The sequence below is a fragment of the Agromyces sp. S2-1-8 genome (assembly GCF_021129215.1).
In the GTDB taxonomy this organism is placed as follows: Bacteria; Actinomycetota; Actinomycetes; order Actinomycetales; family Microbacteriaceae; genus Agromyces; species Agromyces chromiiresistens.
The window spans coordinates 2,268,876-2,293,147 of sequence record NZ_JAJOLP010000001.1; the positions used below are offsets into that span (position 1 = coordinate 2,268,876).

Annotated in this window: 20 protein-coding genes; 17 read left to right on the forward strand and 3 right to left on the reverse strand. The window is 72.1% G+C overall.

All coding sequences use genetic code 11. The annotated features are described in order from the left end of the window. Window positions 1-4: 4 nt before the first annotated feature. The 10 genes from LR269_RS10310 (at window position 5) to LR269_RS10355 (ending at window position 11,686) form a co-directional block, all read left to right on the forward strand. Complete coding sequence (locus LR269_RS10310; protein WP_231430706.1) at window positions 5-973, forward strand: MoxR family ATPase; 969 nt, start codon at window positions 5-7, stop codon at window positions 971-973. After that, the gene (locus LR269_RS10315) at window positions 970-2,280 is read left to right on the forward strand and encodes a DUF58 domain-containing protein (protein WP_231430707.1); all 1,311 of its coding nucleotides are present in this window, start codon (window positions 970-972) and stop codon (window positions 2,278-2,280) included. Before LR269_RS10310 ends, LR269_RS10315 begins: the two co-directional genes overlap by 4 nt. Beyond that, window positions 2,277-4,583, forward strand: coding sequence for a transglutaminase domain-containing protein (locus LR269_RS10320; protein ID WP_231430708.1), 2,307 nt, complete (start codon window positions 2,277-2,279; stop codon window positions 4,581-4,583). The genes LR269_RS10315 and LR269_RS10320 overlap by 4 nt, the downstream gene beginning before the upstream one ends. Before the next feature lie 9 nt (window positions 4,584-4,592). Then, window positions 4,593-5,156 carry an FHA domain-containing protein gene (locus tag LR269_RS10325; RefSeq protein ID WP_231430709.1) on the forward strand — a complete coding sequence of 188 codons (564 nt, stop codon included), beginning with the start codon at window positions 4,593-4,595 and terminating at the stop codon, window positions 5,154-5,156. Between the two features lie 199 nt (window positions 5,157-5,355). Then, the gene (gene leuC, locus LR269_RS10330; RefSeq protein WP_231430710.1) at window positions 5,356-6,804 is read left to right on the forward strand and encodes a 3-isopropylmalate dehydratase large subunit; all 1,449 of its coding nucleotides are present in this window, start codon (window positions 5,356-5,358) and stop codon (window positions 6,802-6,804) included. Continuing rightward, the gene (leuD, locus tag LR269_RS10335) at window positions 6,804-7,424 is read left to right on the forward strand and encodes a 3-isopropylmalate dehydratase small subunit (RefSeq protein WP_231430711.1); all 621 of its coding nucleotides are present in this window, start codon (window positions 6,804-6,806) and stop codon (window positions 7,422-7,424) included. The genes leuC and leuD overlap by 1 nt, the downstream gene beginning before the upstream one ends. Beyond that, on the forward strand, window positions 7,421-8,791 hold the full coding sequence (murA, locus tag LR269_RS10340) for a UDP-N-acetylglucosamine 1-carboxyvinyltransferase (protein WP_231430712.1): 1,371 nt from the start codon (window positions 7,421-7,423) through the stop codon (window positions 8,789-8,791). The genes leuD and murA overlap by 4 nt, the downstream gene beginning before the upstream one ends. A 7-nt stretch (window positions 8,792-8,798) precedes the next feature. Then, complete coding sequence (locus LR269_RS10345) at window positions 8,799-9,575, forward strand: 1-acyl-sn-glycerol-3-phosphate acyltransferase (protein ID WP_231430713.1); 777 nt, start codon at window positions 8,799-8,801, stop codon at window positions 9,573-9,575. Beyond that, the gene (locus tag LR269_RS10350) at window positions 9,565-10,698 is read left to right on the forward strand and encodes an NAD(P)H-dependent glycerol-3-phosphate dehydrogenase (protein WP_231430714.1); all 1,134 of its coding nucleotides are present in this window, start codon (window positions 9,565-9,567) and stop codon (window positions 10,696-10,698) included. Before LR269_RS10345 ends, LR269_RS10350 begins: the two co-directional genes overlap by 11 nt. Continuing rightward, the gene (locus LR269_RS10355; RefSeq protein ID WP_231430715.1) at window positions 10,598-11,686 is read left to right on the forward strand and encodes a D-alanine--D-alanine ligase family protein; all 1,089 of its coding nucleotides are present in this window, start codon (window positions 10,598-10,600) and stop codon (window positions 11,684-11,686) included. The genes LR269_RS10350 and LR269_RS10355 overlap by 101 nt, the downstream gene beginning before the upstream one ends. Window positions 11,687-11,714: 28 nt before the next feature. Here the strand turns inward: LR269_RS10355 and LR269_RS10360 are convergent, their stop codons facing one another. Continuing rightward, window positions 11,715-12,242 (reverse strand): DUF3515 domain-containing protein, encoded by a 528-nt coding sequence (locus tag LR269_RS10360; RefSeq protein ID WP_231430716.1) that lies wholly within the window; start codon window positions 12,240-12,242, stop codon window positions 11,715-11,717. Between the two features lie 184 nt (window positions 12,243-12,426). Continuing rightward, entirely contained in the window at window positions 12,427-14,103 is a 1,677-nt protein-coding gene (locus LR269_RS10365; protein ID WP_231430717.1) for a substrate-binding and VWA domain-containing protein, read from the reverse strand. 200 nt (window positions 14,104-14,303) lie between these two features. Between LR269_RS10365 and thiL the strand changes: the two genes are divergently transcribed. Further along, window positions 14,304-15,311, forward strand: coding sequence for a thiamine-phosphate kinase (thiL, locus tag LR269_RS10370; protein WP_231430718.1), 1,008 nt, complete (start codon window positions 14,304-14,306; stop codon window positions 15,309-15,311). Here thiL and rsmD read toward each other — a convergent pair. Further along, window positions 15,281-15,871, reverse strand: coding sequence for a 16S rRNA (guanine(966)-N(2))-methyltransferase RsmD (gene rsmD / locus LR269_RS10375; RefSeq protein WP_231430719.1), 591 nt, complete (start codon window positions 15,869-15,871; stop codon window positions 15,281-15,283). The two genes, thiL and rsmD, sit on opposite strands and share 31 nt — an antisense overlap. A gap of 102 nt (window positions 15,872-15,973) precedes the next feature. On the opposite strand from rsmD, the gene LR269_RS10380 reads away from it, so the two are divergent. The 6 genes from LR269_RS10380 to LR269_RS10405 are packed head-to-tail and all read left to right on the forward strand — an operon-like array spanning window position 15,974 to window position 24,268. Further along, window positions 15,974-16,804, forward strand: a complete 831-nt coding sequence (locus LR269_RS10380) for a tetratricopeptide repeat protein (RefSeq protein WP_231430720.1) — start codon at window positions 15,974-15,976, stop codon at window positions 16,802-16,804. After that, window positions 16,801-19,020 (forward strand): ATP-dependent DNA helicase RecG, encoded by a 2,220-nt coding sequence (locus LR269_RS10385; protein WP_231430721.1) that lies wholly within the window; start codon window positions 16,801-16,803, stop codon window positions 19,018-19,020. Before LR269_RS10380 ends, LR269_RS10385 begins: the two co-directional genes overlap by 4 nt. 51 nt (window positions 19,021-19,071) lie before the next feature. Further along, window positions 19,072-19,563 (forward strand): pantetheine-phosphate adenylyltransferase, encoded by a 492-nt coding sequence (coaD, locus tag LR269_RS10390; protein WP_231430722.1) that lies wholly within the window; start codon window positions 19,072-19,074, stop codon window positions 19,561-19,563. Window positions 19,564-19,610: 47 nt separating this feature from the next. Then, entirely contained in the window at window positions 19,611-20,585 is a 975-nt protein-coding gene (locus tag LR269_RS10395) for a MoxR family ATPase (RefSeq protein WP_231432311.1), read from the forward strand. Between the two features lies 1 nt (window position 20,586). After that, the gene (locus LR269_RS10400) at window positions 20,587-21,951 is read left to right on the forward strand and encodes a DUF58 domain-containing protein (protein ID WP_231430723.1); all 1,365 of its coding nucleotides are present in this window, start codon (window positions 20,587-20,589) and stop codon (window positions 21,949-21,951) included. Then, window positions 21,938-24,268, forward strand: coding sequence for a DUF3488 and transglutaminase-like domain-containing protein (locus tag LR269_RS10405; protein WP_231430724.1), 2,331 nt, complete (start codon window positions 21,938-21,940; stop codon window positions 24,266-24,268). Before LR269_RS10400 ends, LR269_RS10405 begins: the two co-directional genes overlap by 14 nt. Window positions 24,269-24,272: the final 4 nt, after the last annotated feature.

Below are 24,272 nucleotides of genomic sequence, written 5' to 3' on the forward strand. Positions count from 1 at the left end.
CCGCATGTCAGTGACCCAAGAACAGGCCCTGTGGTTCCAGGACGCGTTCTCGAAGCTCGTCGACAACGTCGACCGCGCCATCCTCGGCAAGCGCGAGGTCATCGAGCTCGTCGTGACGGCACTGCTCTCCGACGGGCACGTCCTGCTCGAGGACTTCCCCGGCACGGGTAAGACGGTGCTCGCGAAGGCCCTCGCGAACACCCTCGACGGCACGAACTCGCGCATCCAGTTCACGCCCGACCTGCTGCCGTCGGACGTCACCGGCGTCACGATCTACGACCAAGGCAAGGGGCAGTTCGAGTTCCATCGTGGCCCCATCTTCGCCTCGATCGTGCTGGCCGACGAGATCAACCGGGCGAGCCCGAAGACGCAGTCGTCCCTCCTCGAGGTGATGGAGGAGGGCCGGGTCACGGTCGACGGCGTCTCGTACGAGGTGGGGTCGCCCTTCATGGTGATCGCGACGCAGAACCCGGTCGAGCAGGCCGGCACGTACTCGCTGCCAGAGGCGCAGCTCGACCGGTTCCTGATCAAGACCTCGCTCGGGTACCCCGACCACGACACCGCCGTGACGTTGCTGCTCGACTCGGCGAACCGTGCGCGGGCGTCGAAGGTGTCGCCGATCATCGCCCCCGAGTCGATCACCACGATGTCCGCGCTCGCGAGCGACGTGTACGTCGACGCGGCCGTGCTGTCGTACCTGAACGAGCTCGTCGCGGCGACCCGGGACGACCGGGATTCGGCCTTGGGCGTGAGCATGCGCGGCGCACTGGCCCTCGCACGGGCGGTGAAGACGCGAGCGATCTCGCGTGGCCGCACGTTCGCCACGCCCGATGACGTGCGCGACCTGGCCGTGCCGGTGCTGGCCCATCGCATCATCGTGGATCCCGAGTCGGAGTTCGCGGGCGTGACCGCGACGGACATCGTGAACAGGGTCCTGGTCGAGGTCGCTCCGCCGGCGTACCGGGCGGCATGAGCGTACCGGCCGGCACGCGGGAGGCCCAGGCGCAGGCGCCCTCGCAGACACGCATCGCACTCAGGACGGTCTCGCGTTCGCTCGGGACGTCGCTGACGGCGGCTCGGCGCGCCGTCGTGCGCGCGGCGCGCGCGGTGGCCGCCTTCTGCGAGCCGGTCACGGGCGTGATCTCGACGACGGGATGGCTCGTGCTCGCCGCCGCCGTCGTCTCGCTCGTGCTCGCGTGGGCCTTCGGCTGGATCGAGTTCGCGTTCCTCGGGTTCACCCTGCTCGCGGCGGTGCTCGTCTCGATCGCGTTCGTGTTCGGTCGGATGCACTTCGACGTCGGCATCGAGCTGCAGCCCGCCCGAGTCGTCGCCGGTGAACGCGCACTCGGACGGCTCGCCGTCCGCAACGCGGGCGGCGCGCCGTCGGCGCCCGCGCGCATCGAGCTCCCGGTCGGCGCCGGGCTCGCCGAGTTCGTCGTGCCGCAGCTGGCACCGGGCGAGGAGCACGAAGAGCTCTTCGCCGTGCCGACGAACCGCCGCGCCGTGATCGTCGCCGGCCCTGCGGTCTCCGTCCGCGGCGACCAGCTCGGCATGCTGCGCCGGACGGTGCGCTGGACCGACCCGGTCGAACTCTTCGTGCACCCGGTGACCGCGCGCCTGCTGCCGTCGGCCGCGGGCCTCGTCCGCGACCTCGAGGGCGAGATCACGAAGGTCATCACGAACAACGACATCTCGTTCCACGCCCTGCGCGCCTACGAGCCGGGCGACCCGCTGCGCAACGTGCACTGGCGCACATCGGCCCGCACCGGACAGCTCATGGTCCGCCAGTACGAGGAGACGCGTCGTTCGCAGCTCGCGCTCCTGCAGTCGACCGAGCGGGCGCACTACGCATCCGAGGACGAGTTCGAGCTCGGGGTGTCGGTGCTCGCCTCGATCGGCGTGCAGGTCATCCGCGACAAGACGCGGCTCTCGGTCGCGACCGAACGGGTCTCCCTGCGCACGGCGACGCCGACGACCTTGCTGGATGACTCGTGCCGCATCGATCCGGTCGACCGCGCCTACCCGACGATGCGCGACTTCGTGCGCGAGGCGACGAAGCGCCTGCCGGCCCCGAGCGTCGTGATCGCGGTCGGCGGTTCGCAGCTCCCGCTCGCCGAGTTCCGCGCCGTCGAGACGGTGTTCGGCAACGACACCCAGACGGTCGCCGTGCGCATCGACCTCGGCGCGCCGAGCTCGCTCACGAAGATCGCGGGCATGACCGTCGCAACCATCGGCGAGCTCGCCGACCTTCCTCGGCTGATGCGGAGGGTGCGCCCATGAGACGCCTGCCCCGCAACGTCGTCAGCGACCTGCTCGTCCTGAGCCTCCTGTCACTGCTCGGCATCGTCGGCTACGAGACGAGCTTCGGCGACCTCAACTTCCTCGTCGCGGCGATCGCCGGGCTCGTCGTCGGCACCCTCGCGGCCGTCGCCGGCGCGGTCTGGCGGCTCGGCGTGCTCACGACCGTGCTCGTCGCCGTCGCCGCCTACTTCATCCTCGGCACGCCGTTCACGATGCCCGAGACCGGACTCTTCGCCGTGCTGCCCTCGCTCACGTCGCTCGCCGGGCTCGCCTACGGGGCCGTCTTCGGCTGGGCCGACATCGTCACGATCGGCACACCGGTCGAGGCGCCGTACTACATCGCGGCGCTGCCCTACTTCGCCGCCTGGCTCGTCTCGCTCGTCGGCACGATGCTCGCGACCCGATGGCTGCCCAAGCGTCGAACCGCACTGCGTGCGAGCGTGCTCGTCATCGGCCCAGCCCTCCTCTACCTCTCCGGCATCCTGCTCGGCACCGACGAGCCGTACTTCGCGGGTGTCCGCGGCGTCGCCTTCGCGGTCATCGCCCTGGTCTGGATCGCGTGGCACCGCGGGACGACCGTCGAGGCGACGGGAGAGGGGGCGAAGCGCCTGCGCCGGCAGAAGATCACCGGCACGAGCGCGGTCGTCGCCGGAGCCGTCGCCATCGGCGCGATTGCGGGCGTCGCGTTCGCACCGGTGAGTCCCGAGCGCTTCGTGCTGCGCGACGAGGTCGTGCCGCCCTTCGACCCGCTCGAGTTCCCGAGCCCGCTGTCGGGATTCCGCAAGTACACGAAGGACCTCGCCGAGGAGACGCTGTTCACGGTGCGCGGCCTCCAACCGGGCGACACCCTGCGGCTGGCCACGATGGACTCCTACACCGGCCGCCTCTGGAACGTCGCCGGTCCCGAGGACGCCGGGTCCGACGCGGGGTACGGCATCGTGGGCGAGTCGCTGCCCGAGCCCGGACTCGCCGACCTCGGCTCGAAGCGCGACGTCGAGATCGAGGTCGGCGCCTACTCCGACGTCTGGCTCCCGACCGTCGGTTACGGCAGCAGCCTGCACTTGCAGGATGCCGCCAGCGCCGCCCGCGCGGGCGACCTGCGCTACAACCCCGACGCGGGCACCGCCGTGCTCACGAGCGGCATCGGCGAGGGCACCCGGTACGAGCTCACGGCGAACGTGCAGCGCGAGCCCGACACCGACGACATGCTCGACGTGCCCGTCGCCGACCTCACCCTGCCGATCGTCGAGAACTCGCCCGACGTGGCCGAGGCCAAGGCGAGCGAGCTCGCCGGCGACGCCGCGAGCCCGATCGAGCAGCTGCGCGCGATCGAGAAGGCGCTCAAGACGAACGGATTCCTGAGCCACGGCCTCGCCTCCGACGAGGTGGCGTCGCGCGCGGGGCACGGCGCCGACCGCATCACCGAGCTCTTCACGCGATCGCAGATGGTCGGCGACGCCGAGCAGTACGCCGCCGCGATGGCGCTCATGGCCCGCGATCTGGGCTATCCGGCGCGCGTCGTGATGGGGTTCGCACCCGACGTCGCGGAAGGACAGGACGAGGTGGAGGTCGTCGGCGACGACGTCACCGCGTGGGTCGAGGTCGCGTTCGACGGCATCGGCTGGGTGAGCTTCCACCCCACGCCCGACCAGGTCGACGTGCCGAAGGAGGAGACCCCGAAGCCGAAGTCGGAGCCGCAGCCGCAGGTGCGCCAGCCGCCGCGCGCCGAGCAGACCGAGGACGAGCTGCTCGCCACCGTCGAGATCGACGACACGGACGACGACGACAAGGATCGTCCCTTCCAGATTCCGGGATGGGTGTGGATCGCACTCGGGTCGATCGCGATCCCCGCGGCGCTCGTCTTCCTGCCGATGCTCGCCGCGGCGCTGATCAAGGCGGCACGGCGTCGGCGGCGTCGCTCCGGCCCCAACGACCGGCAGGCCGCGGCCGCCTGGGACGAGCTCGTCGACCGCTACGCAGAGCTCGGCTTCGAGCCGCCGACGCGAGCGACGCGCCTGCAGTCCGCGAGGGCCCTCGAGCAGCAGGTCGTCGAGCAGGGGCTCGGCGATGCGATGCAGGGCGCGGATGCCGCGGCCGAAGGCGTGCCGTTGTCGACGCTCGCCTCCACGATCGACCGGGACGTCTTCGACGGCCGCCCCGTGTCCGACGAGGTCGTCGCCCGTCGCTGGACCGAGGCCGAGGCGGCGACGGCTGCGGTGACCGCGGCCGTCGGCAGAGCCCGGCGATTCATCAGTCGCTATCGGATCCGTCGTCGTCGGTAGGCTGGGACGGTGGGTGAATCGGACTTCATCGTTCCCCCGCCGGGGATCGTGCCCTCGGCGCCGCAGCCGCATGCGCCCGATCGCACGGTTCGGGCCGTCCCGAGGACGCTGCCGACCTTCGCCCCGGGCGGGCCGGTCATCGGCGCGCCCGGAACACCGCTTCCGGCGCCGCCGCAGCATCCCGCACCGGTGGTGGCGGCGGGGCCGGCGGCTCCGCCTCCGCGGCCCGGTGCTCCCGCACGGCGTCTCGTCGCGGCATCCGGGTTCGAAGCCGTCATCGACCAACCGGTCGTGCTCGGCCGCGACCCGGCGCCGTCCGCGGTGCCCGGCGCTCGCACCGTCGCGGTCGACGATCCCGCCCGTACCGTCTCGAAGACGCATGCGTACGTCGAGCCCGTCGAGGCGGGCGTGCGCGTCACCGATCTCCGGTCGACGAACGGGGTGCGAGTCGAGGTGCCGGGCGCACCGGTGCGCGAGCTGCCACCGGGCGAGGCGACGGTGGTGCCCCTCGGGTCGGCGCTGTACCTCGGCGAGTTCGGGCTGCGGGTCGACGGCGCCGGGACGCACCGCTGATCGCGGATCCCTCGGCGTGACGCCCGATGACCGCCACATGTCCGCTCGCGGCCGAAGCGCCGGCGGCGAGGTGTTAGCCTGATGGGCATGCGCGCGCCACGACTTCTCCTTCGTCGCCGCGACGGGGCTTCGATCTGAGGCCGTCCCCGTCGCGGAGTCCGTCGTCGGCCGAAACCGATCCTCGAAGGAAGACGAACGAATGAACGCTGCGCACGACGCTGTCGCACGTCCCCGCACCCTGGCCGAGAAGGTCTGGACCGACCACTTGGTCAAGCAGGGCGAAGACGGCACCCCCGACCTCATCTACATCGACCTGCACCTCGTGCACGAGGTCACGAGCCCCCAGGCGTTCGACGGCCTGCGGATGGCCGGGCGCCCGGTGCGCCGCCCCGACCTCACGATCGCGACCGAAGACCACAACACGCCGACGCTCCAGATCGACCGGCCCATCGCCGACCCGACGAGCCGCACGCAGATCGAGACCCTCCGCAGGAACGCGAAGGAGTTCGGCATCCGCCTGCACTCCCTCGGTGACAAGGAGCAGGGCATCGTCCACGTCGTGGGGCCCCAGCTCGGCCTCACGATGCCCGGCATCACGGTCGTCTGCGGCGACTCGCACACGTCGACCCACGGCGCCTTCGGCGCGATGGCGTTCGGCATCGGCACGAGCGAGGTCGAGCACGTGCTCGCCACGCAGACGCTGCCGCTGAAGCCGTTCAAGACCATGGCGATCAACGTCGACGGCGCCCTGCGGCCGGGCGTGACCGCGAAGGACATCATCCTCGCCGTCATCGCGAAGATCGGCACGGGCGGCGGCCAGGGCTACGTGCTCGAGTACCGCGGCTCGGCGATCCGCGAGCTGTCGATGGACGGTCGCATGACGATCTGCAACATGTCGATCGAGGCCGGCGCGCGCGCCGGCATGGTCGCCCCCGACGAGACCACCTTCGCGTACCTGAAGGGTCGCGCGCACGCGCCCGAGGGGGCCGAGTGGGATGCGGCCGTGGAGTACTGGAAGACGCTGCCGACCGACGAGGGCGCCGAGTTCGACGCCGAGGTGTTCATCGACGCCGACGCGCTCGAGCCGTTCGTCACCTGGGGCACGAACCCGGGCCAGGGCGTGTCGCTCTCCGAGTCGGTGCCCGATCCCGCCGCCATCGCGGACCAGCACGAGCGGGCGGCCGCCGAGCGCGCGCTCGAGTACATGGACCTCGAGCCGGGCACGCCGCTCAAGGACATCAAGGTCGATGCGGTGTTCATGGGCTCGTGCACGAACAGCCGCATCGAAGACCTGCGCGCGTTCGCGTCGGTCATCGAGGGCAAGCAGAAGGCCGACGGCGTGCGGGTGATGGTCGTGCCCGGCTCAGCACGCGTGCGCCTCGAGGCCGAGGCCGAGGGGCTCGACAAGGTGTTCGAGGCGTTCGGCGCCGAATGGCGCTTCGCCGGCTGCTCGATGTGCCTCGGCATGAACCCCGACCAGCTCGCCCCGGGCGAACGTTGCGCCTCGACCTCGAACCGCAACTTCGAGGGCCGGCAGGGCAAGGGCGGCCGCACGCACCTCGTCTCGCCGCTCGTCGCGGCCGCGACCGCCATCAGGGGCACGCTCTCGAGCCCATGGGATCTGCAGACCGAAGGGGAGGCCCGCTGATGCAGAAGCTCACGACCGTCACCGGCGTCGCCGTGCCGCTGCGCCGCTCGAACGTCGACACCGACCAGATCATCCCCGCGGTCTTCCTCAAGCGGGTCACGAAGACCGGCTTCGACGACGCGCTGTTCCACGCCTGGCGCCAGGACCCCGAGTTCATCCTCAACCGGTCCGAGTACGCGGGCGCGAAGGTGCTCATCGCCGGCCCCGACTTCGGCACCGGATCGAGCCGAGAGCACGCCGTCTGGGCGTTGCGCGACTACGGTTTCGACGTCGTGATCAGCTCGCGGTTCGGTGACATCTTCCGCGGCAACTCGGGCAAGCAGGGCCTGCTCGCCGCACAGGTCGCCTACGAGGACATCGAGCGCCTGTGGGCGGTCGTCGAAGCCGACCCGGGAATAGCGGTGACCGTCGATCTCGTTGCACGAACGGTGAGCGCGGGCGCGCTCACCGTGCCGTTCGACATCGACGACTACACTCGGTGGAGGCTTCTGGAGGGCCTGGACGACATCGGCCTCACCCTCCGGGACGAAGCGGCCATCGCCGAGTTCGAGACACATCGAGCGGCATGGCGGCCCAAGACGCTCCCCATCAGGGAGCCGGCGGAATCAGGGAGTCTGTGAACACACTCGGGCAGGATGCCAAGAACCATGGAACGGCAGTCGGGTTGAACGTCGACAAGATCACGATCAACGGAGGCAAGCCGCTCCGCGGCAGGATCGAGCTGAAGGGCGCCAAGAACCTCGTCACGAAGGCGATGGTGGCGGCGATCCTCGGCGACACCCCGAGCGTGTTGAAGAACGTGCCGAACATCAGCGACGTGCGCATCGTGCGGGGGCTGCTCGAGGTGCACGGCGTGAGCGTCACGCACGGCATCGAGGAGGGCGAGCTCATCCTCGACCCGTCGGGCGTCGCCACCGCGCACATGGCCGACATCGATGCCCACGCGGGCTCGAGCCGGATCCCGATCCTGTTCTGCGGACCGCTCCTGCATCGCCTCGGCGAGGCGTTCATCCCCGATCTCGGCGGCTGCCGCATCGGCGACCGGCCGATCGACTACCACCTCGAGGTGCTGCGCAACTTCGGTGCCATCGTCGAGAAGCTGCCGAGCGGCATCCGCATGTCGGCGCCCGGCGGCCTCCACGGCGCCAAGGTGTCGCTGCCGTACCCGAGCGTCGGCGCGACCGAGCAGGTCCTGCTCACCGCCGTCCTCGCCGACGGCATCACCGAACTCTCGGGTGCCGCGATCGAGCCCGAGATCATGGATCTCATCAACATCCTGCAGAAGATGGGCGCGATCATCACGGTCGACACCGACCGCGTCATCCGCATCGAGGGCGTCGACAAGCTCGACGGCTACACGCACCGCGCGCTCTTCGACCGCAACGAGGCTGCGAGCTGGGCGGCCGCGGCACTCGCGACCGACGGGGACATCTTCGTCGGCGGTGCCCGACAGGCCGAGATGCTCACGTTCCTCAACGTCTTCCGCAAGGTCGGCGGCGCCTTCGAGATCGAGGAGGAGGGCATCCGCTTCTACCACCCCGGTGGCGAGCTGAAGCCCGTGATCATCGAGACCGACGTGCACCCCGGCTTCATGACCGACTGGCAGCAGCCGCTCGTCGTCGCCCTCGCGAAGGCCAAGGGCGTCTCGATCGTGCACGAGACGGTCTACGAGCAGCGTTTCGGCTTCGTCGACGCCCTCGTCGAGATGGGCGCGTCGATCGAGGTGCACAAGGAGTGCCTCGGCGGTCGGCCCTGCCGCTTCGGCCAGCGCAACTTCAAGCACTCCGCGGTCATCTCCGGCCCGGCGACCCTCACCGGCGCCGACATCGAAGTGCCCGACCTGCGCGGCGGTTTCAGCCACCTGATCGCGGCACTCACGGCCGAAGGGCGTTCGACGGTCTCGAACGTCGGCATCATCGCCCGCGGGTACGAGGACTTCATCACGAAGCTCGAGCTGCTCGGGGCGGATTTCGAACTCGAAGGATAATAGGGGCGTGCCACACGACACCTCCGAGGCGATCACCCCTGCCAAACCGCGGTCCGAGACCCGTCGACCGTCGTTCTTCTGGGTGCTCGCCGTCCTCATCCTGCCGATCATCAACCTCGGCATGCGCTTCCGGTTCCACCATCGAGAGCGCATGCCCGCTTCGGGTGCGTTCGTGCTCGCGCCGAACCACTACAGCGAGATCGACCCCGTCGTGATGGGCGCCGCGAGCTGGAAGCTCGGTCGCGCGCCGCGGTTCCTCGCGAAGGCGTCGCTCTTCAAGAACCCCGTGCTCGGCTGGTTCCTGCGCACCTCGGGCCAGATCCCGGTCGAACGAACCGGAAGCAACGGCCACCAGGCGCTGCGTGCCGCCGAGGAGCTCGTCGAGAAGGGCCGGATGGTCATCGTCTACCCCGAGGGCTCGCTCACCCGCGACCCCGACCTCTGGCCCATGCGCGGCAAGACCGGCGCGGTGCGCATCGCACTCGAGCGAGGCATCCCGATCGTGCCGGCCGCCCACTGGGGCACCCAGGCCGTGCTGCCCCGCTACGGCAAGAAGATCAGCCTGTTCCCTCGCAAGACGATCGACGTCATCATCGGCGAGCCCTTCGACCTCAGCGCCTACCGCGACAAGCCCATCGACCAGGCGATGCTCGTGAAGGCGACCGGCGAGCTCATGGACGCGATCGCCGAGCTCCTCGCCGAGGTGCGCGGCGAGCCCGCACCCGCCGAGCGCTGGAACCCGGCCGCCCACGGCCAGAAGGAGACGGGGCGCCTTGAAGAGTAGACAGAAGCCGCCGCACGGCACTCGTGTGGCCGTGCTGGGCGCCGGCAGCTGGGGCACGACCTTCGCGAAGATCCTCGCCGACGGCGGTGCCGACGTCGTCCTGTGGGCCCGGCGGCCCGAGATGGCCCGCGAGATCCAGGAGGCGAAGCGCAACAGCGACTACCTCCCGGGTGTCAATCTGCCGCTGAACCTCCGTGCGACGAGCCGGCTCGACCTCGCTCTCGCCGGGGCCGAGCAGGTGTTCGTGTCGGTGCCCAGCCAGTCGCTGCGCGACAACCTGAAGACGATCGCGCCGCACCTGCACGCCGAGGCGAAGGTCGTCTCGCTCATGAAGGGCGTCGAGAAGTCGACGGGCCTTCGCATGAGCGAGGTCATCGCCGAGGTGCTGCACATCGACGAATCGCAGATCGCCGTCATCTCGGGCCCCAACCTCGCGCTCGAGATCGCGAAGGAGCAGCCGACGGCCGCCGTCGTGTCGTCGACGAGCCTCGAGACCGCGCAGGCCGTCGCCAGCGTCGCGCGCAACCGCTACTTCCACTCGTTCGTCAACACCGACGTCATCGGCACCGAGTTCGGCGGCGTGCTGAAGAACCTCATCGCCGTGGCGATCGGCATCGTCGACGGTGCCGGCTACGGCGACAACACGAAAGCGTCGATCATCACGCGCGGCCTCGTCGAGATGAGCGACTTCGCCGTCGCCTTCGGCGCCCACCCCGAGACGCTGTCGGGCCTCGCCGGACTCGGCGACCTCATCGCGACGAGCCAGTCGCCCCTCTCGCGCAACAACACGGCCGGGCGGTTGCTCGGCCAGGGCTACCACCTCAACGACGTGGTCAACCGCATGCAGCAGACGACCGAGGGCCTCGCCTCGGTCGGGCCGATCCTCGAACTCGCGCGGGCGAAGGGCGTGGAGATGCCCATCGTCGAGCAGGTGCGACAGGTGCTCGCGGGCACCCTCGACCCCAAGGACATCGCGCCGCACCTCACGACCGACGACGAGCCGCAGGGCGAAAGGACGAAAGATGGACAAGCTCACGGTGGTTCTGCTGTTCGGCGGGCGCTCAAGCGAGCATTCGATCAGCTGCGCCACGGCGGGCGGGGTGCTGGGGGCGATCGACCGTAGCCGGTTCGAGGTGATCCCCGTCGGGATCACGCGCGACGGCGCCTACGTGCTCGAGGCCGACGACCCGGCGCGATTCGCGCTCGATCCGGCCCACCTGCCCGAGGTCGTCGACAACGGCACCCGGGTGCGTTGGCCCGAGTCGGCCTCGTCGCGCGAGCTCACCGTGTCGGATGCCTCGGGCACGCGCTCGCTCGGCGACGTCGACGTGGTCTTCCCGATCCTGCACGGCCGGTTCGGCGAGGACGGCACCGTCCAGGGCCTCCTCGAGCTCGTCGGCCTGCCCTACGTCGGCAACGGCGTGCTCGCCTCGTCGCTCGGCATGGACAAGCACTTCACGAAGACGGTGCTCGAGGGTGCCGGCATCCCCGTCGCGCCGTGGGTGACCGTGACGCGCGCGGCGATCGACCGCGACCCCGAGCTGTGGCATCGCCGGGTGCACAGCCTCGGCCTCCCGGTGTTCGTGAAGCCGGCCCGGGCCGGCTCGTCGGTCGGTGTCACGAAGGTCGACGACTGGGCGAAGCTGCACGAGGCCCTGGACGTGGCGTTCGCCGAGGACGGCACCGTGCTCGTCGAGTCGGGCGTCGTCGGCCGTGAGATCGAGTGCGCCGTCCTCGAGGGGCGCGACGGAACGCCGCAGGTCAGCGTCGCCGGCGAGATCGTCGTGACCGGGCGGGAGTTCTACGACTTCGAGGCGAAGTACCTGGACGCGCCGGGCGTCGAACTCGTCTGCCCGGCCGACCTCGGCGACGGCGAGCTGTTCGAGCTGCAGCGCGTCGCGCGTCGCGCCTTCGAGGCGATCGGCGGCCAGGGCCTCGCCCGCGTCGACGTCTTCCTCACCGGCGAGGGGTTCGTCGTCAACGAGATCAACACCATGCCGGGGTTCACGCCGATCTCGATGTTCCCGACGTGCTGGCTGAACTCGGGCCTCAGCTATCCCGAGCTCATCACCGAGCTCATCGAGGTCGGGCACGCGACCGGTGCCCGGTAGCACGCGAAGTGCGGCCCCCGGTTCCGGCTCAGCCGTCGGTGCCGGGCGCGGTGGTCGCGTCGTCGACCGACGTGCACTCGGTCTCCGAGGGGATGACCGAGACGGCGGATGAGAGTTCGGTGATGGCCGTGGTGCCCGAGACGACGTCGTTGTCCACGAGCACCTCGACCGCCGGGGTGCGCCCGTAGGTGGTGAAGCGGTAGTTCGGGGCGTCGGTCTCGTCGATGATCCAGTCGACGCCGTTGACGGTGACGCAACGGTCGGTCGTCGGCCCGGGAGGCTCGACGCCGCAGCGCAGCAGCACCGAGGCGGGGGAGCCCCAAGCGCCCGTGCCCTGGGCGTTCGTCTCGCGCTCGGCCTGCTCCTCGCCGGTGCCCTTCGCGAGCACGTCGGGCAGGCGTACGACGACGGCCGCGCAGTCGGGCGAGCTCGCCTCGTCGGCGGGGTCGATCGGCACGGGCTGGCTGCAGCCGGTGAGCGAGATCGCGAGCGCGGCGGCGCAGGCGGCGACGAGGGGCAGGCGGGCGCGACGCAGACGCGCGTTCGGGTGGTCCATCCCCTTCAGGTTAGCCGCGCGCGGCCCACCGCGCCCGACGGCGGTCGCCCGTCGCCCGTCGCCGGGCGCCCGTCGCCGGGCGCCCGACGGCGGTCGCGAGCGTGGCCGTTCGAGCCGAGCGTCGCCCATCGCACGGCAACACCCGGTCGGAACGGCAACATTCGATGGGTTCGACGTGCATGACTCAGCAGTTCGGACGGCAGGCCCGCTGCGAGAGGGCGTCGGTGAGCACGGTGCTCAGGTCCTGCGGCTTCGCGGCCGAATAGGCGGCGCCGCCCGTCGCCTTCGCGATCGCTCGCATGGCCTTCACGTCGGTGTCGGGACCGATGCCGACCATGACCACGGGCACGGGCTTCGACGGGTCGTCGAGCTGCTTCAGCTTCTCGAGCAGCGTCTCGAGCGAGATGCCGTGCTCGTCCTCGTTGCGGCCGTCGGTGAGCAGCAGCACGGAGTTCACGCGATCGGCGTCGTAGGTCGAGCGCACCTGCGCGACGGCCGCGAGCACCGTGTCGTAGAGCCCGGTCGCCCCGCCGAGCCGGCCCGGGAGGGACGCGATCGCGCTGTTGATGCGCGCCCGATGGTCGTCGGTGCCGAGACTGTCGATCGGGACGAGCGGCTCCCAGTCGCGATCGCCCGCGCGCGCGGTCGAGAAGATCCACATCCCGAGGTCGACGTCGCCCGAGAACTGCGAGAGCGTCTTGGCGGCGGCCTGGGTGAGCAGGTCGATGCGGCGGAGGCCCGTGACCGTCGGCTCCTCCATCGAACCGGAGACGTCGATGACGCCGAGGATGCGGGAGCGAAGGCTCAGCACGCCCCAGGTGCGCAGGATCGCGACCTGCGCGCCGGCGGCGGCCGAGTCGACCGGCACGGCGTCGACGAGCACGCCCTCCTGTTCGAGCTCGCCCGAGCCGGTACCGTCGCGGAACCCGTCGGCGGCGAACGCGTCCTTCGCCGACCAGAGGGCGAGCTTCAGCGCGTCGAGCTCGCGCGCGTGCAACGCCCGGGCTCTGGCGTCGGCGCTCTCGTCGGTCTCGGCGTCGGCGGCGGGCAGGTTCTTCGCGAGCTCCGATTCGTCGAGCACCCGGAGGAACGGGTAGCTGAGCGCGAGCGTGCCGTCGGCGGGGTAGAGGGCGACGAGCGGGGTCGAGCCGCCCTCCCGGTTGTGGCGGGCGATCTGCTGCTCGCTCGCGATCACGACGGTGCCGTCGGCGGCGCCGTCGAGGGCGGCGAACGCGTCGTCGATCGAGGACGGCATCGTGTCGTTGAGCTCGATCATCGCCTGCTGGAACTGGCGGGTCGTCCCGATGTCGACCCGGCGTTCCATCGCCTGCAGTGCGCTGAGGCTGGCCGACGAGGCCTCGGGGTCGGGCAGCAGCGCCGAGAACGCGTCGTTGAGCAGGCCGTTCCAGCTGAGGTCCTCCCCGTCGACCGCGTCGGGCCGGTCCGCGCGTGCGGCGAACACGACCGGGCTCGAGGCGATCGATCGCTCGAGGGCGAGATCCGGCACCGGGCGGCCGAGCGACCGGGCGGTGCTCGACATCCGCACGAGCCAGACGGGGGAGTCGGGGATCCAGGCGTCGACGTCGGAGGCGTTGCCCGAGGCGAGCATGGCGGCCGTGTCGGCCGAAGCCTGCGCGACCACCTCGGTGCGCGAGCACGAGTCCTCGGCTGCGTCGTAGTCGGCCGCGATCGCCTCGACGGTCGATGCGATCGCCGGGTCCGCCGCGACGGTCAGCTCCACCGGCTCGGTGCAGGGGATCTCGGGGTGCAGCCAACGATCGAACTGGCCGCCGGCCCAGGCGACGCCGGCGCCGCCGACGAGCGCGACGACGGTCGCGGCGGCGGACAGTCCGATGATCACCCGGCGGCGACGGCGGCGGCCCGCTGTTCGTGCTGCTCTCTCGCTCCGACGGCTCACGCGTGCTCCATTGCAGGGGCGGTGAGCGGGGTGGACTCACCGCATTCGGGTCTCGTACCGAACCCACCGTACGTCAGCGAGGCAGGGTTCGTAAGGACCCATTACACACCATACGCGAGTCCGGCGCTCGTTACGCTGGACGGATGCCCGACTCGACCGCCTCCGCGACCAACGACGACCGCCCGATCGGCGAACTCGGCGAACAGGCCGTGCTGGCGCGGATCCTTCCGCGGCTCGACCCCGGCGACTCGGCGCTCCTCGGCGCCGGCGACGATGCGGCGGTCGTCGCCGCGGCCGACGGGCGGTTCGTCGTCACGTGCGACCTCATGGTGCACGGCCCCGACTTCAGGCTCGCGTGGTCGAGGCCCTTCGAGCTCGGCTGGAAGGCCGCTGCGACGAACCTCACCGACATCGCCGCGATGGGCGCCCGGCCCACGGCGCTCGTCGTCGCGATCGCCGCCCCGAACGACCTGTCGGTGAGCGTGCTCGAAGGCATCGCCGACGGACTGCGGGAGGGCCTCGCGACGCTCGCCCCGGGCTGCGGGGTCGTCGGCGGCGATCTGTCGGCCTCGAAGGTGCTCACGATCTCCGTGACGGCGTTCGGCGACCTCGAGGGCCGCGCGCCGGTCACACGCTCGGGCGCGCGGGTCGGCGACGTCGTCGCGCACGCAGGCGCGCGCGGTGCCGCGGCACGCGGGCTCGCACTGCTCTTCGCCGAGGGGGTGGATGCCTCGGGCCGGCCCGACCCCGGGCGCACCGCCGCGCTGCGCGACCGGCACGGGGAGCTCATCGCGGCGCAGCTTGCTCCGAGCCCACCCGTCGGGGCGGGCCGCGACGCGGCCATCGCCGGCGCGACCGCGATGCTCGACGTCTCCGACGGGCTCGCGCGGGACGCCCGCCGGCTCGCCGAGGCGAGCGGGGTGGGTCTCGACTTCGAGCGGAAGGCGCTCGGCCCCGACGTGCGCCTCGCGCTCGCGGGCGCGGAGGACCACGGCCTGCTCGCGACCTTCCCGCCGGGCGCCGCACTGCCGGCGCCGTTCCAGGCGATCGGTCGGGTGGTCGACGCCCCCGGTGCCATCCTGCTCGACGGCGGCCCGGTCGACGCCGACGGCTGGGACCCCTACTCGGGCTGGGACGGCGCGGCGGGCTGAACGGCGTCGGCCCACCACAGGGTCGTCTCGCCGTAATCGCGCCGGCGGGAGGCTTCGATGCCCGCGGGCCAGGTCGGCTCGGGCGAGCGGCTGCTGCGCTCGACCACCACGATCGCGTCCTCTGCGAGCAACGGCGCGAGCAGTTCCAAGTCTCTCGCCAAGGCGGGTTCGCCGAGGTCGTACGGGGGGTCGATGAAGACGAGATCGAATCCCGCAGCCGCGCCCTCGAGGTAGGCGGCGACGGCTCGTTGCACCACCCGCACGCGGGCGCCGGCGCCCCGGGCCGCGCGACGCACCGCGTCGGCATTGCGCCGGCAGATCTCGGCCGCGGCCGACGCGCGCTCGACGAGCACGACCTCGCCCGCGCCGCGGCTCGCCGACTCGAGCCCGAGGGCTCCGGATCCGGCGTACAGGTCGAGCACGCGCGCGCCGTCGATCGCGTCGCGCGATTCGAGCGCCGAGAAGATCGCCTCGCGCACGCGGTCGCTCGTCGGGCGGGTGCCCGAGCGGGGCACCTGCAACGTGAGCGAACCGGCGGATCCGGCGATGATTCGGGTCATGACTCCGGCAGCCTATCGGCGGCGGCGCGGCGGTGCCACGAGGCCGGCGACGCATGACCTTCCGGCACGGCGATGTCGGCCCGGCACTGCCATGATGGGAGTGTGCCTGCCCCGATTGATGAAGAGACCGGCTCGACCGACCGCGTACCCGCCGAACCGTCCCGGCATCGAGGGGGCGAGCAGCAGCTGCTCGACCGCCTCTGGGACTTCTCCGATCCCGAGGCGAGCGCCGAGCGCTTCCGCGCGGCCGCGGCCGACGAGGGGAGCCCGGCGCACACCCGCGCGGTCATGACCACGCAGCTCGCCCGAGCGCTCGGCATTCTCGGCCGCGGCGACGAGGCGCTCGCACTGCTCGACGAGGTCGCCGCCCTCGGCCCCGTGGCCGGTGAACCCGAGGCGTACGCGGCCGAGCTGCGAGCGAGGGTGGCGATCGAGCGGGGCCGGCTCGCGGCATCCCATCATCGCCCTGCCGACGCCGTGCCCGACCTGACCCGCGGCGTCCGCGAGGCCGCCGTCGCCGGATCGCCGTTCCTCGTGCTCGACGCGCTGCACATGCTCGCCCTGAACGACGCCGGTCACGAGGAGGAGTGGGCGACGGAGGGCTTCGACGTGCTCGACGGCTCGCGCGACCCGCGGGTGCTGCGCTGGGGCGTCGCGCTGCACAACAACCTCGGCTGGACCCTGCACGACTCGGGTCGGCTGACCGGTGCGCTCATGCACTTCGAGCAGGCCGTCGAGGCGGCCGACGCGTACGGCACCCCCGAGCAGCGCCATGTCGCGCGCTGGTCGGTCGGTCGCTGCCTGCGCAGCCTCGGCAGGCACGACGAGGCGCTCGAGCTGCAGCGCGCGCTCGCGGCGGAGCGGCCCGACGATCCCTACGTCAAGGCCGAGCTCGCGGCGCTGACGGAGGCGGAGCCTACGATCGAGGCATGACGGCGCGACCTGCTGAGACCGAGGGCGGGGCTCCGGCCGTGCCCGGCAGCCTCACCCTCGACTCGAAGCTGTCGGGCGCCCTCGGCGGTCGCACGGCACAGGCGGTCGAGCGCGCCTTCGGCTACACGACGGTCGGCGAGATGCTCGCCCACTACCCGCGGCGCTACGCGCTCCGCGGTGAGCTCACGGCGCTCGCCTCGCTCCCGCTCGACGAGAACGTGACGATCGTCGCCGAGGTGCTCGAGGTGCGCGTGCGCGAGATGCGCCAGCGTCGCGGCTCGATCGTCGAGGCGAAGATCTCCGACGGCACCGGGGTGCTGACGCTCACCTTCTTCAACCAGCGCTGGCGCGAGAACGACCTGCGTCCGGGCCGGCGGGGCATCTTCGCGGGCAAGGTGGGCGACTACAAGGGCAACCGGCAGCTCGCGCATCCCGACTACGAGCTCTTCGACGACCTCGCACCCGTCGACGTCGGCGACGCGGCCGCGAAGCGCTGGGCCGAGTCGCCCATCCCGATCTATCCCGCGACCTCGACGCTCGCGAGCTGGCAGCTCGCCAAGGCGATCGGCGTGCTGCTCGACGGGCTGGGCGCCGTCGACGATCCCCTCCCGTCGTCGGTGCGCGAGGGGCGGGGGCTCCTCGCGCACCGCGAGGCGCTCGAACGCGTGCACCGGCCCGAGCACGAGTCGGAGTGGAAGGCCGCCCGGCGCACGCTCCGGTTCACCGAGGCCTTCGTGCTGCAGACGGCGCTCCTCGAACGGCGTGCCGCGCTCCGCACGACGCGGGCCCTGGCCCGGCGCCCGACCGCCGGCGGACTGCTCGAGCGATTCGACGCTGCGCTGCCGTTCGCGCTCACGGGCGACCAGGTGCAGGTCGGCGACGAGATCGCGCGCGACCTCGGCGAACCCGTGCCGATGAACCGACTCGTGCAGGGCGAGGTCGGCTCGGGCAAGACGCTCGTCGCGTTGCGGGCGATGCTCGCCGTCGCCGATTCGGGCGGGCAGTCGGCACTGCTCGCGCCGACGGAGGTGCTCGCCGCGCAGCATCTGCGTTCGATCGTGAAGATGCTGGGCCCCGAGCTCGCCGCGGAGCTGATCCCGACCCTGATCACCGGGCAGCTGCCGGCCGCCGAACGCAAGCGGGCGCTGCTGCGGGCCGCCGCCGGCCAGTCGCGACTCGTCGTCGGCACGCACGCGCTCATCGGCGATCGGGTGTCGTTCGCCGACCTCGGGCTCGTCGTCGTCGACGAGCAGCACCGCTTCGGCGTCGAGCAGCGCGAGGCGCTGCGCCTCAAGGGCGCCGAACCGCCGCACGTGCTCGTGCTCACCGCGACGCCGATCCCGCGCACGGTGGCGATGACGGTGTTCGGCGACCTCGACGTCTCGACGATCGCCGAGCTGCCCGCGGGCCGCGCCGGCATCGAATCGCAGGTCGTGCCGCTCGCGATCCGTCCCGCCTGGCGGCCGCGGGTATGGGAGCGGCTCGCCGAGGAGGTCGCCCTCGGGCGCCAGGGATTCGTCGTGTGCCCGGCCATCGAGGCTCGCGTCGCCGAAGACGACGGCGAGCCCGTCGAGGCGGACGGCGAGGGCGAGACCGCCGGACCGGTCGCATCCGTCGCCTCGGTCCTCGCGGAGCTCGAGGCGAACCCGCGCTTCGCCGACCTGCGGGTCGCCCCGCTGCACGGGCGGATGAGCGCCGACGAGAAAGACCGCACGATGCGCGCCTTCGCGGCGGGCGAGCTCGACGTGCTCGTCTCGACCACCGTCATCGAGGTCGGCGTCGACGTGCCGAACGCGAGTGTCATGGTCGTCGTCGACGCCGACCGCTTCGGCGTCTCCCAGCTCCACCAGCTCCGCGGCCGGGTCGGCCGCGGGGCGGTCCCGGGGCTCTGCCTGCTCGTCACGCAGGCGGTGCCCGGCTCGCTCGCCCTGCAGCGCGTCGAGGCGGTCGCCGCGACGCTCGACGGCTTCGAACTCGCCCGCGTCGACCTCGAGCTGCGACGCGAGGGCGACGTGCTGGGCGCCACGCAGTCGGGCGGTCGCTCGTCGCTGAAGCTCCTCCGCGTCGTGCGCGACGGCGACGTCATCGCCGACGCCCGCGCCGAGGCCGAGCTGCTGCTCGGGTCCGACCCCGGGCTCGCCGACCATCGGGCGCTCGCGGCCGCCGTGCGGCGCCGGCTCGACGACGAGGCGAGCGGGTACCTGAGCAAGGGCTGAGACTCTCGGCCCGACGCCGCGGGGCTCCGCAGAGACACTACGCTGTTGCGTATGCAGCGGATCGCCGTCGTCCCAGGATCGTTCGACCCCGTCACGCGCGGCCACCTCGACGTGATCGCCCGGGCGGCGGGCCTCTACGACGAGCTGCACGTGGTCGTGGTGCACAACCCCGACAAGTCGGCGCTGCTGCCCATCGCCCAGCGCGTCTCGCTCATCGAGCAGTCGATCGCCGACGCGGGCATCCAGGGGCGCATCGTCGTCGCCTCGTGGAGCATGGGGCTGCTCGTCGACTACTGCACCGACGTCGGCGCGACCGTGCTCGTGAAGGGCATCCGCTCGCAGGTCGACGTGGCCTACGAGACGCCGATGGCGATCGTGAACCGGCACCTCGCCGGCGTCGAGACCGTGTTCCTGCTGCCCGACCCGGCGAATGCGCACGTGTCGAGCTCGCTCGTCAGGCAGGTGGCGGCGCTCGGGGGCGATGTCGCGCCCTACGTGCCGACGGTCGTCGCCGACTACCTCGAGACGGCGATGACGCCATGAGCGAGGCGGTCGCGGTGACGGGCGGGCCCGGGGCCGGCTCCTCGATCATGGGCATCGACGAGGTGGGCGCACTCGCCGCCGGGATCGTCGCGAACGTCGAGACCGTGATCGCCGGCAAGCGCGACGCCGTGACCGCGTCGCTCACCGTGCTGCTGGCCGAAGGGCACCTCCTCATCGAAGACGTGCCCGGCGTCGGCAAGACCATGCTCGCCAAGGCGCTCGCCCGCTCGGTCGACGCGACCGTCAGCCGCATCCAGTTCACTCCCGACCTGCTGCCGAGCGACGTGACCGGGGTCTCGGTGTTCGACCAGTCGAGCCGTCGGTTCGAGTTCAAGCGGGGGCCGGTGTTCGCGAACCTCGTCATCGGCGACGAGATCAACCGCGCGAGCCCGAAGACGCAGTCGGCGCTGCTCGAGTGCATGGAGGAGCGCCAGGTCACGGCCGACGGCACGACGTATCGGCTCGATGCGCCGTTCACCGTCGTCGCCACGCAGAACCCGGTCGAGATGGAGGGCACGTATCCGCTGCCCGAGGCCCAGCGCGACCGCTTCATGGCCCGCATCTCGATGGGCTACCCGGCATCGGCCGACGAGCTCGCGATGCTCTCGACGCGCGAGACGAAGAGCCCGCTCGATGACCTCTCCGCCGTCGTCTCGCTCGAGGAGCTGCGATCGATGATCGAGGCGGTGCAGCACGTCTTCACGTCGCAGCCGGTCAAGGAGTACGCGGTCGATCTCGCCCGTGCGACCCGTGACGATCGTCAGCTCCGGCTGGGTGCCAGCCCGCGCGCAACGCTGCAGCTCGTGCGGGCGGCGAAGGCGCATGCCGCGATGCACGGCCGCGACTTCGTGCTGCCCGACGACATCGACGCGCTCGCCGTTCCGGTGCTCGCGCACCGGCTGGTGCCGACGAGTCGCGCCCTCGGCGCGCACGACCGCGACGCGGGTCCGCTCATCGACGCCATCGTCCGACGCATCGTGGGGGAGACGCCGGTTCCGGTCGGCAGCGCACGAAGGAACTGAGATGCAGCGCCTGCGCCCTCCTCGCTTCGCCGCCTGGCCGCGGCTGACCCGGCGTGGCGGTGCGCTGCTCTTCGTCGGCGTCGTGCTGCTCGCGGTCTCGCTGTGGTTCGACCTGCGCGACATCATGCTGCTCGCGTTCGTCGGCATCGCCATGCCCGGCGTCGCGGCCCTCTTCGTGGCGCTGCGCGCGCCGAAGCTCGGCGTCACGCGCACGTTCACCCCGCCCGTGGTCAGCGCCGGGTCGGGCGCGAGCGTGGCGATCACGGTGCGGAACCGTGCACGGCGCACCTTCGACGGCGCCCACTGGCGCGATCGCGTTCCCGAGGGGCTCGATGCGCCGCCCGAGGCGGTGCTGCCCGCGATCGGTCCGTACGAGGGCGTGCTGCCGTCGGGCGACGACACGGTGCACCTGGAGTACCGGCTCCGCCTCCCGCGGCGTGGCGTGTACGGCATCGGCCCGCTCCGCGTCGGCGTCTTCGACCCGTTCGCCCTCGCGCGCATCGATCGCGACGCCGGAGCACGCCACGAGGTCGTCGTCACCCCCCGGGTGACGCCGCTCGAGCGGGCGCTCGGTTCGGCCGCCAGTGTCGACGGGGTGCTGCACGGCCTGCAGCGGCGCACGCACCCGAACTCCGACGAGCTCATCGCACGGGAGTACCGCTACGGCGATCCGATGCGCCGCGTCAACTGGGCGGCGACCGCCCGTCGCGGCGAGCTCATGGTGCGCGAGGAGGAGCAGCGGGGGGATCCCGAGGTCCGCATCCTGGTCGACACCACCCTCGCCGGCCGGCCGCGCACCGGCGCGTTCGCCCACGGGAACGCAGAGCACGGGCACGCCGGCTTCGAACTCGGCGTCGAGGTCGTGGCCTCGATCGGCGTCCACCTGCTCGAGCGGGGATTCCGAGTGCGCTGCGATCCGGTCGCCGACCCGGCACGCGGGTCGATCGCGACGGCGAACTCGAGCGGCCCGTACCACATGCCCGGCGGCGACCGGCTGCTGCTCGAAGACCTCGCGCGCCTCGAGGTCGCGAATCGCGACGACGCAGCCGACCGTGCGCCGCGAGGTGGGGGAGACCGCGGCGAAGCGCGCGCCCGGGAGGCCAGGATGCCGGGGTTCGCGGTGCTCGTCGAGCCCGACGAGCGCGACGCCGCGGGGCTCGTGGGGCTCCGGCAGACGATCGAGCCCGCGATCGCGTTCGTCGCGGAGACGGTGTCGCATCGCGTCGTCGAGGCGCTCGAGGAGGCCGACTGGCGCGTCGTCCGAGTGCGTCGGCCCGCCTCGATCGGCGACGCGTGGGCGGGCATCGCACTGCGTGCCGACGTCGGGGCGCCGGGAGACGGGGGCGAGCGCGATGCATCCCGATGACCGCCCGCTGAGCCGCGCGCAGCGCCTCGCGCTGACGGCAGCATCGTTCCTGCTCGTCGCGGTCGCCTCGATGGCGCTCGGCCCCCTCATCTCCGGCAGCGGCTGGTGGTGGCTCTGCGCCTTCATCGCGGCCGGCACGATGTTCGGCGGTTCCGGGCTGCGCGCCCTCCGCGTGCCCGGCTCGCTCGTACCGCTCGGCGAACTCGTGATCCTGCTGCTGCTGCTCACCCTCGTCTTCGGCGGGGGGACGAGCTTCGCGCTCATCGTGCCGACCGCTGACACCTTCCCGCTGTTCGGCGACCTCTTCGACGGCGCGCAGCGCACGATCCAGCAGCAGGCGGTGCCGGCGATCGCCGTGCCCGCCCTGTCGTTCGTCCTCGCGCTCGGCGTCGGGGTGCTCGCCATCTGCGTCGACGTGCTCGTGCAGACCGTGCGCATGCCGGCGCTCGCCGCGGCGCCGGCACTGGTGCCCATCCTCATCCCCGGCTTCATCATCGAGTCCGGCGCCGAGGTGTGGGCACTCGTCTTCTCGGCGGCGGCCTACCTGCTGCTGCTCCGCGTCGACGTGCGGGTCCGTCGGCGCGCGAACCTCGCGGGCGGCGACGACGACGAGCGAGCCGCGACGGTGGTGCCGCCGGCGCGCGTGCCCGCCGCCTCGGGCCTCGCCACGACGCTCGGCCTGACGACCGTCGGCATCCTCGTCGCGACCGTCCTCGCCGCCTCCACGCCGAGCATCTCGACGAGCCTGCTGCTCGGCACCGGATCCCAGGGCGCGATCTTCGGTCGCGGGGTGACCCCGTTCATCGATCTCGGGCGCGACCTGCGCAGGCCCGAGCCGCGACCCGCCTTCCACTACTTCGCCCGCGACAACGACCGCCCCTACTTCACCCTGCTCACGCTCGACCGGTTCGAGGGCGCCGCGTGGGGCGTCACCGAGTCGCCCGTCGATGCCGACAACACGGTGGACGCGCTGCCGTTGCCCGATGGCCTCGACGGCGAGGTGGAGGCGAAGGAGCACCCGATCGACATCGTCGTCGACGAGGTGCGCACCACCTGGCTCCCGCTGCCGTACCCGACGCGCAGCGTCGAGGGGCTGAGCGGCTCCTGGTTCTGGGATCCGGGCGCGCTCACCGTGCGCAGCGTCGACACGGACACCGGCGGTCAGCGGTACCGGGCGACCTGGCTCGACCGGCAGCCCACGCCCGCGCAGTTGCGCTCGGCCCGCCCCACCGGGGGCGACGACCTCGCCCCGTACCTCGCACTGCCCGACGATGTGCCGTCGATCATCTCCGAGACCGCCGACACGGTGACGGCCGCCGAGGCGACCCCGTACGACGCCGCCGTCGCGATCCAGTCGTACCTGCGCTCCGACCGGTTCGAGTACTCGACCGAGGCGCCGGTCGAAGAGGGCTACGACGGCGGCGGATTCGAGGTGATCGCGAAGTTCCTGGAGAACAAGTCGGGGTACTGCGTGCACTTCGCCTCGACGATGGCGGTGCTCGCCCGCGAGGCGGGGATCCCGTCGCGCATCTCGGTCGGCTACACGCAGGGCACCGCGACCCAGGAGCGGGTGGGCGGTGTGCAGCGCATCGAGGTCGACTCGCACGACCTGCACGCCTGGCCCGAGCTGTACTTCGAGGGCGTCGGCTGGGTGCCGTTCGAACCCACGCCCGGCCGGGGCAGCGTGCCGGACTACTCGCGCCCCGGTGCCGGCGAAGCGGCGGAGACCCCCACCCCGACGCCGGGTGCGTCGAGCGGCGCGCCGAGCGGGCGACCCGAGCTCGATCCCGACCGCGGCCTCGGTGCGTCGGCCGGCGGTTCGGTCGGCGTCGACGGGTGGTGGTGGCGCGGCGGCATCGTCGTGCTCCTCGCGGTCGTGGTCCTCATCGCGCCGGCCGTGCTGCGCGCCGCTCAGCGCTCAGGCCGGTTGCGCCGGATCCGGCGCGGCGAACGACCCGCGGATGCCGCGTGGGACGAGCTCGTCGCGAGCGCACGCGACCTGGGGGTGCGACTCGATGCGACCGCCACCCCGCGCGGCGCCGCAGTGGCGCTCGCCGAGCGCGAGGGCTTCCGTGAGCCCGCGGCGGCCGCGGCGCTCCTCGTGCTGCGCGACGCCGTCGAACTCGAGCGATACGGTCCCGGGCGGCACGCCGACGAGGCATCCGTCGCACGTCTGGCAGGGGCGCTGTCGACGGCGCGTGCCGCGCTCGCGGTCGGCGAACCGCTCGCGGGACGTTACCGCGCGGTGCTCGTGCCGCGTTCGCTCGTCGACCGGGTCCGCCCGGCGTTCGGCGAACGCACTGCCACCGGCGCGTAGAATC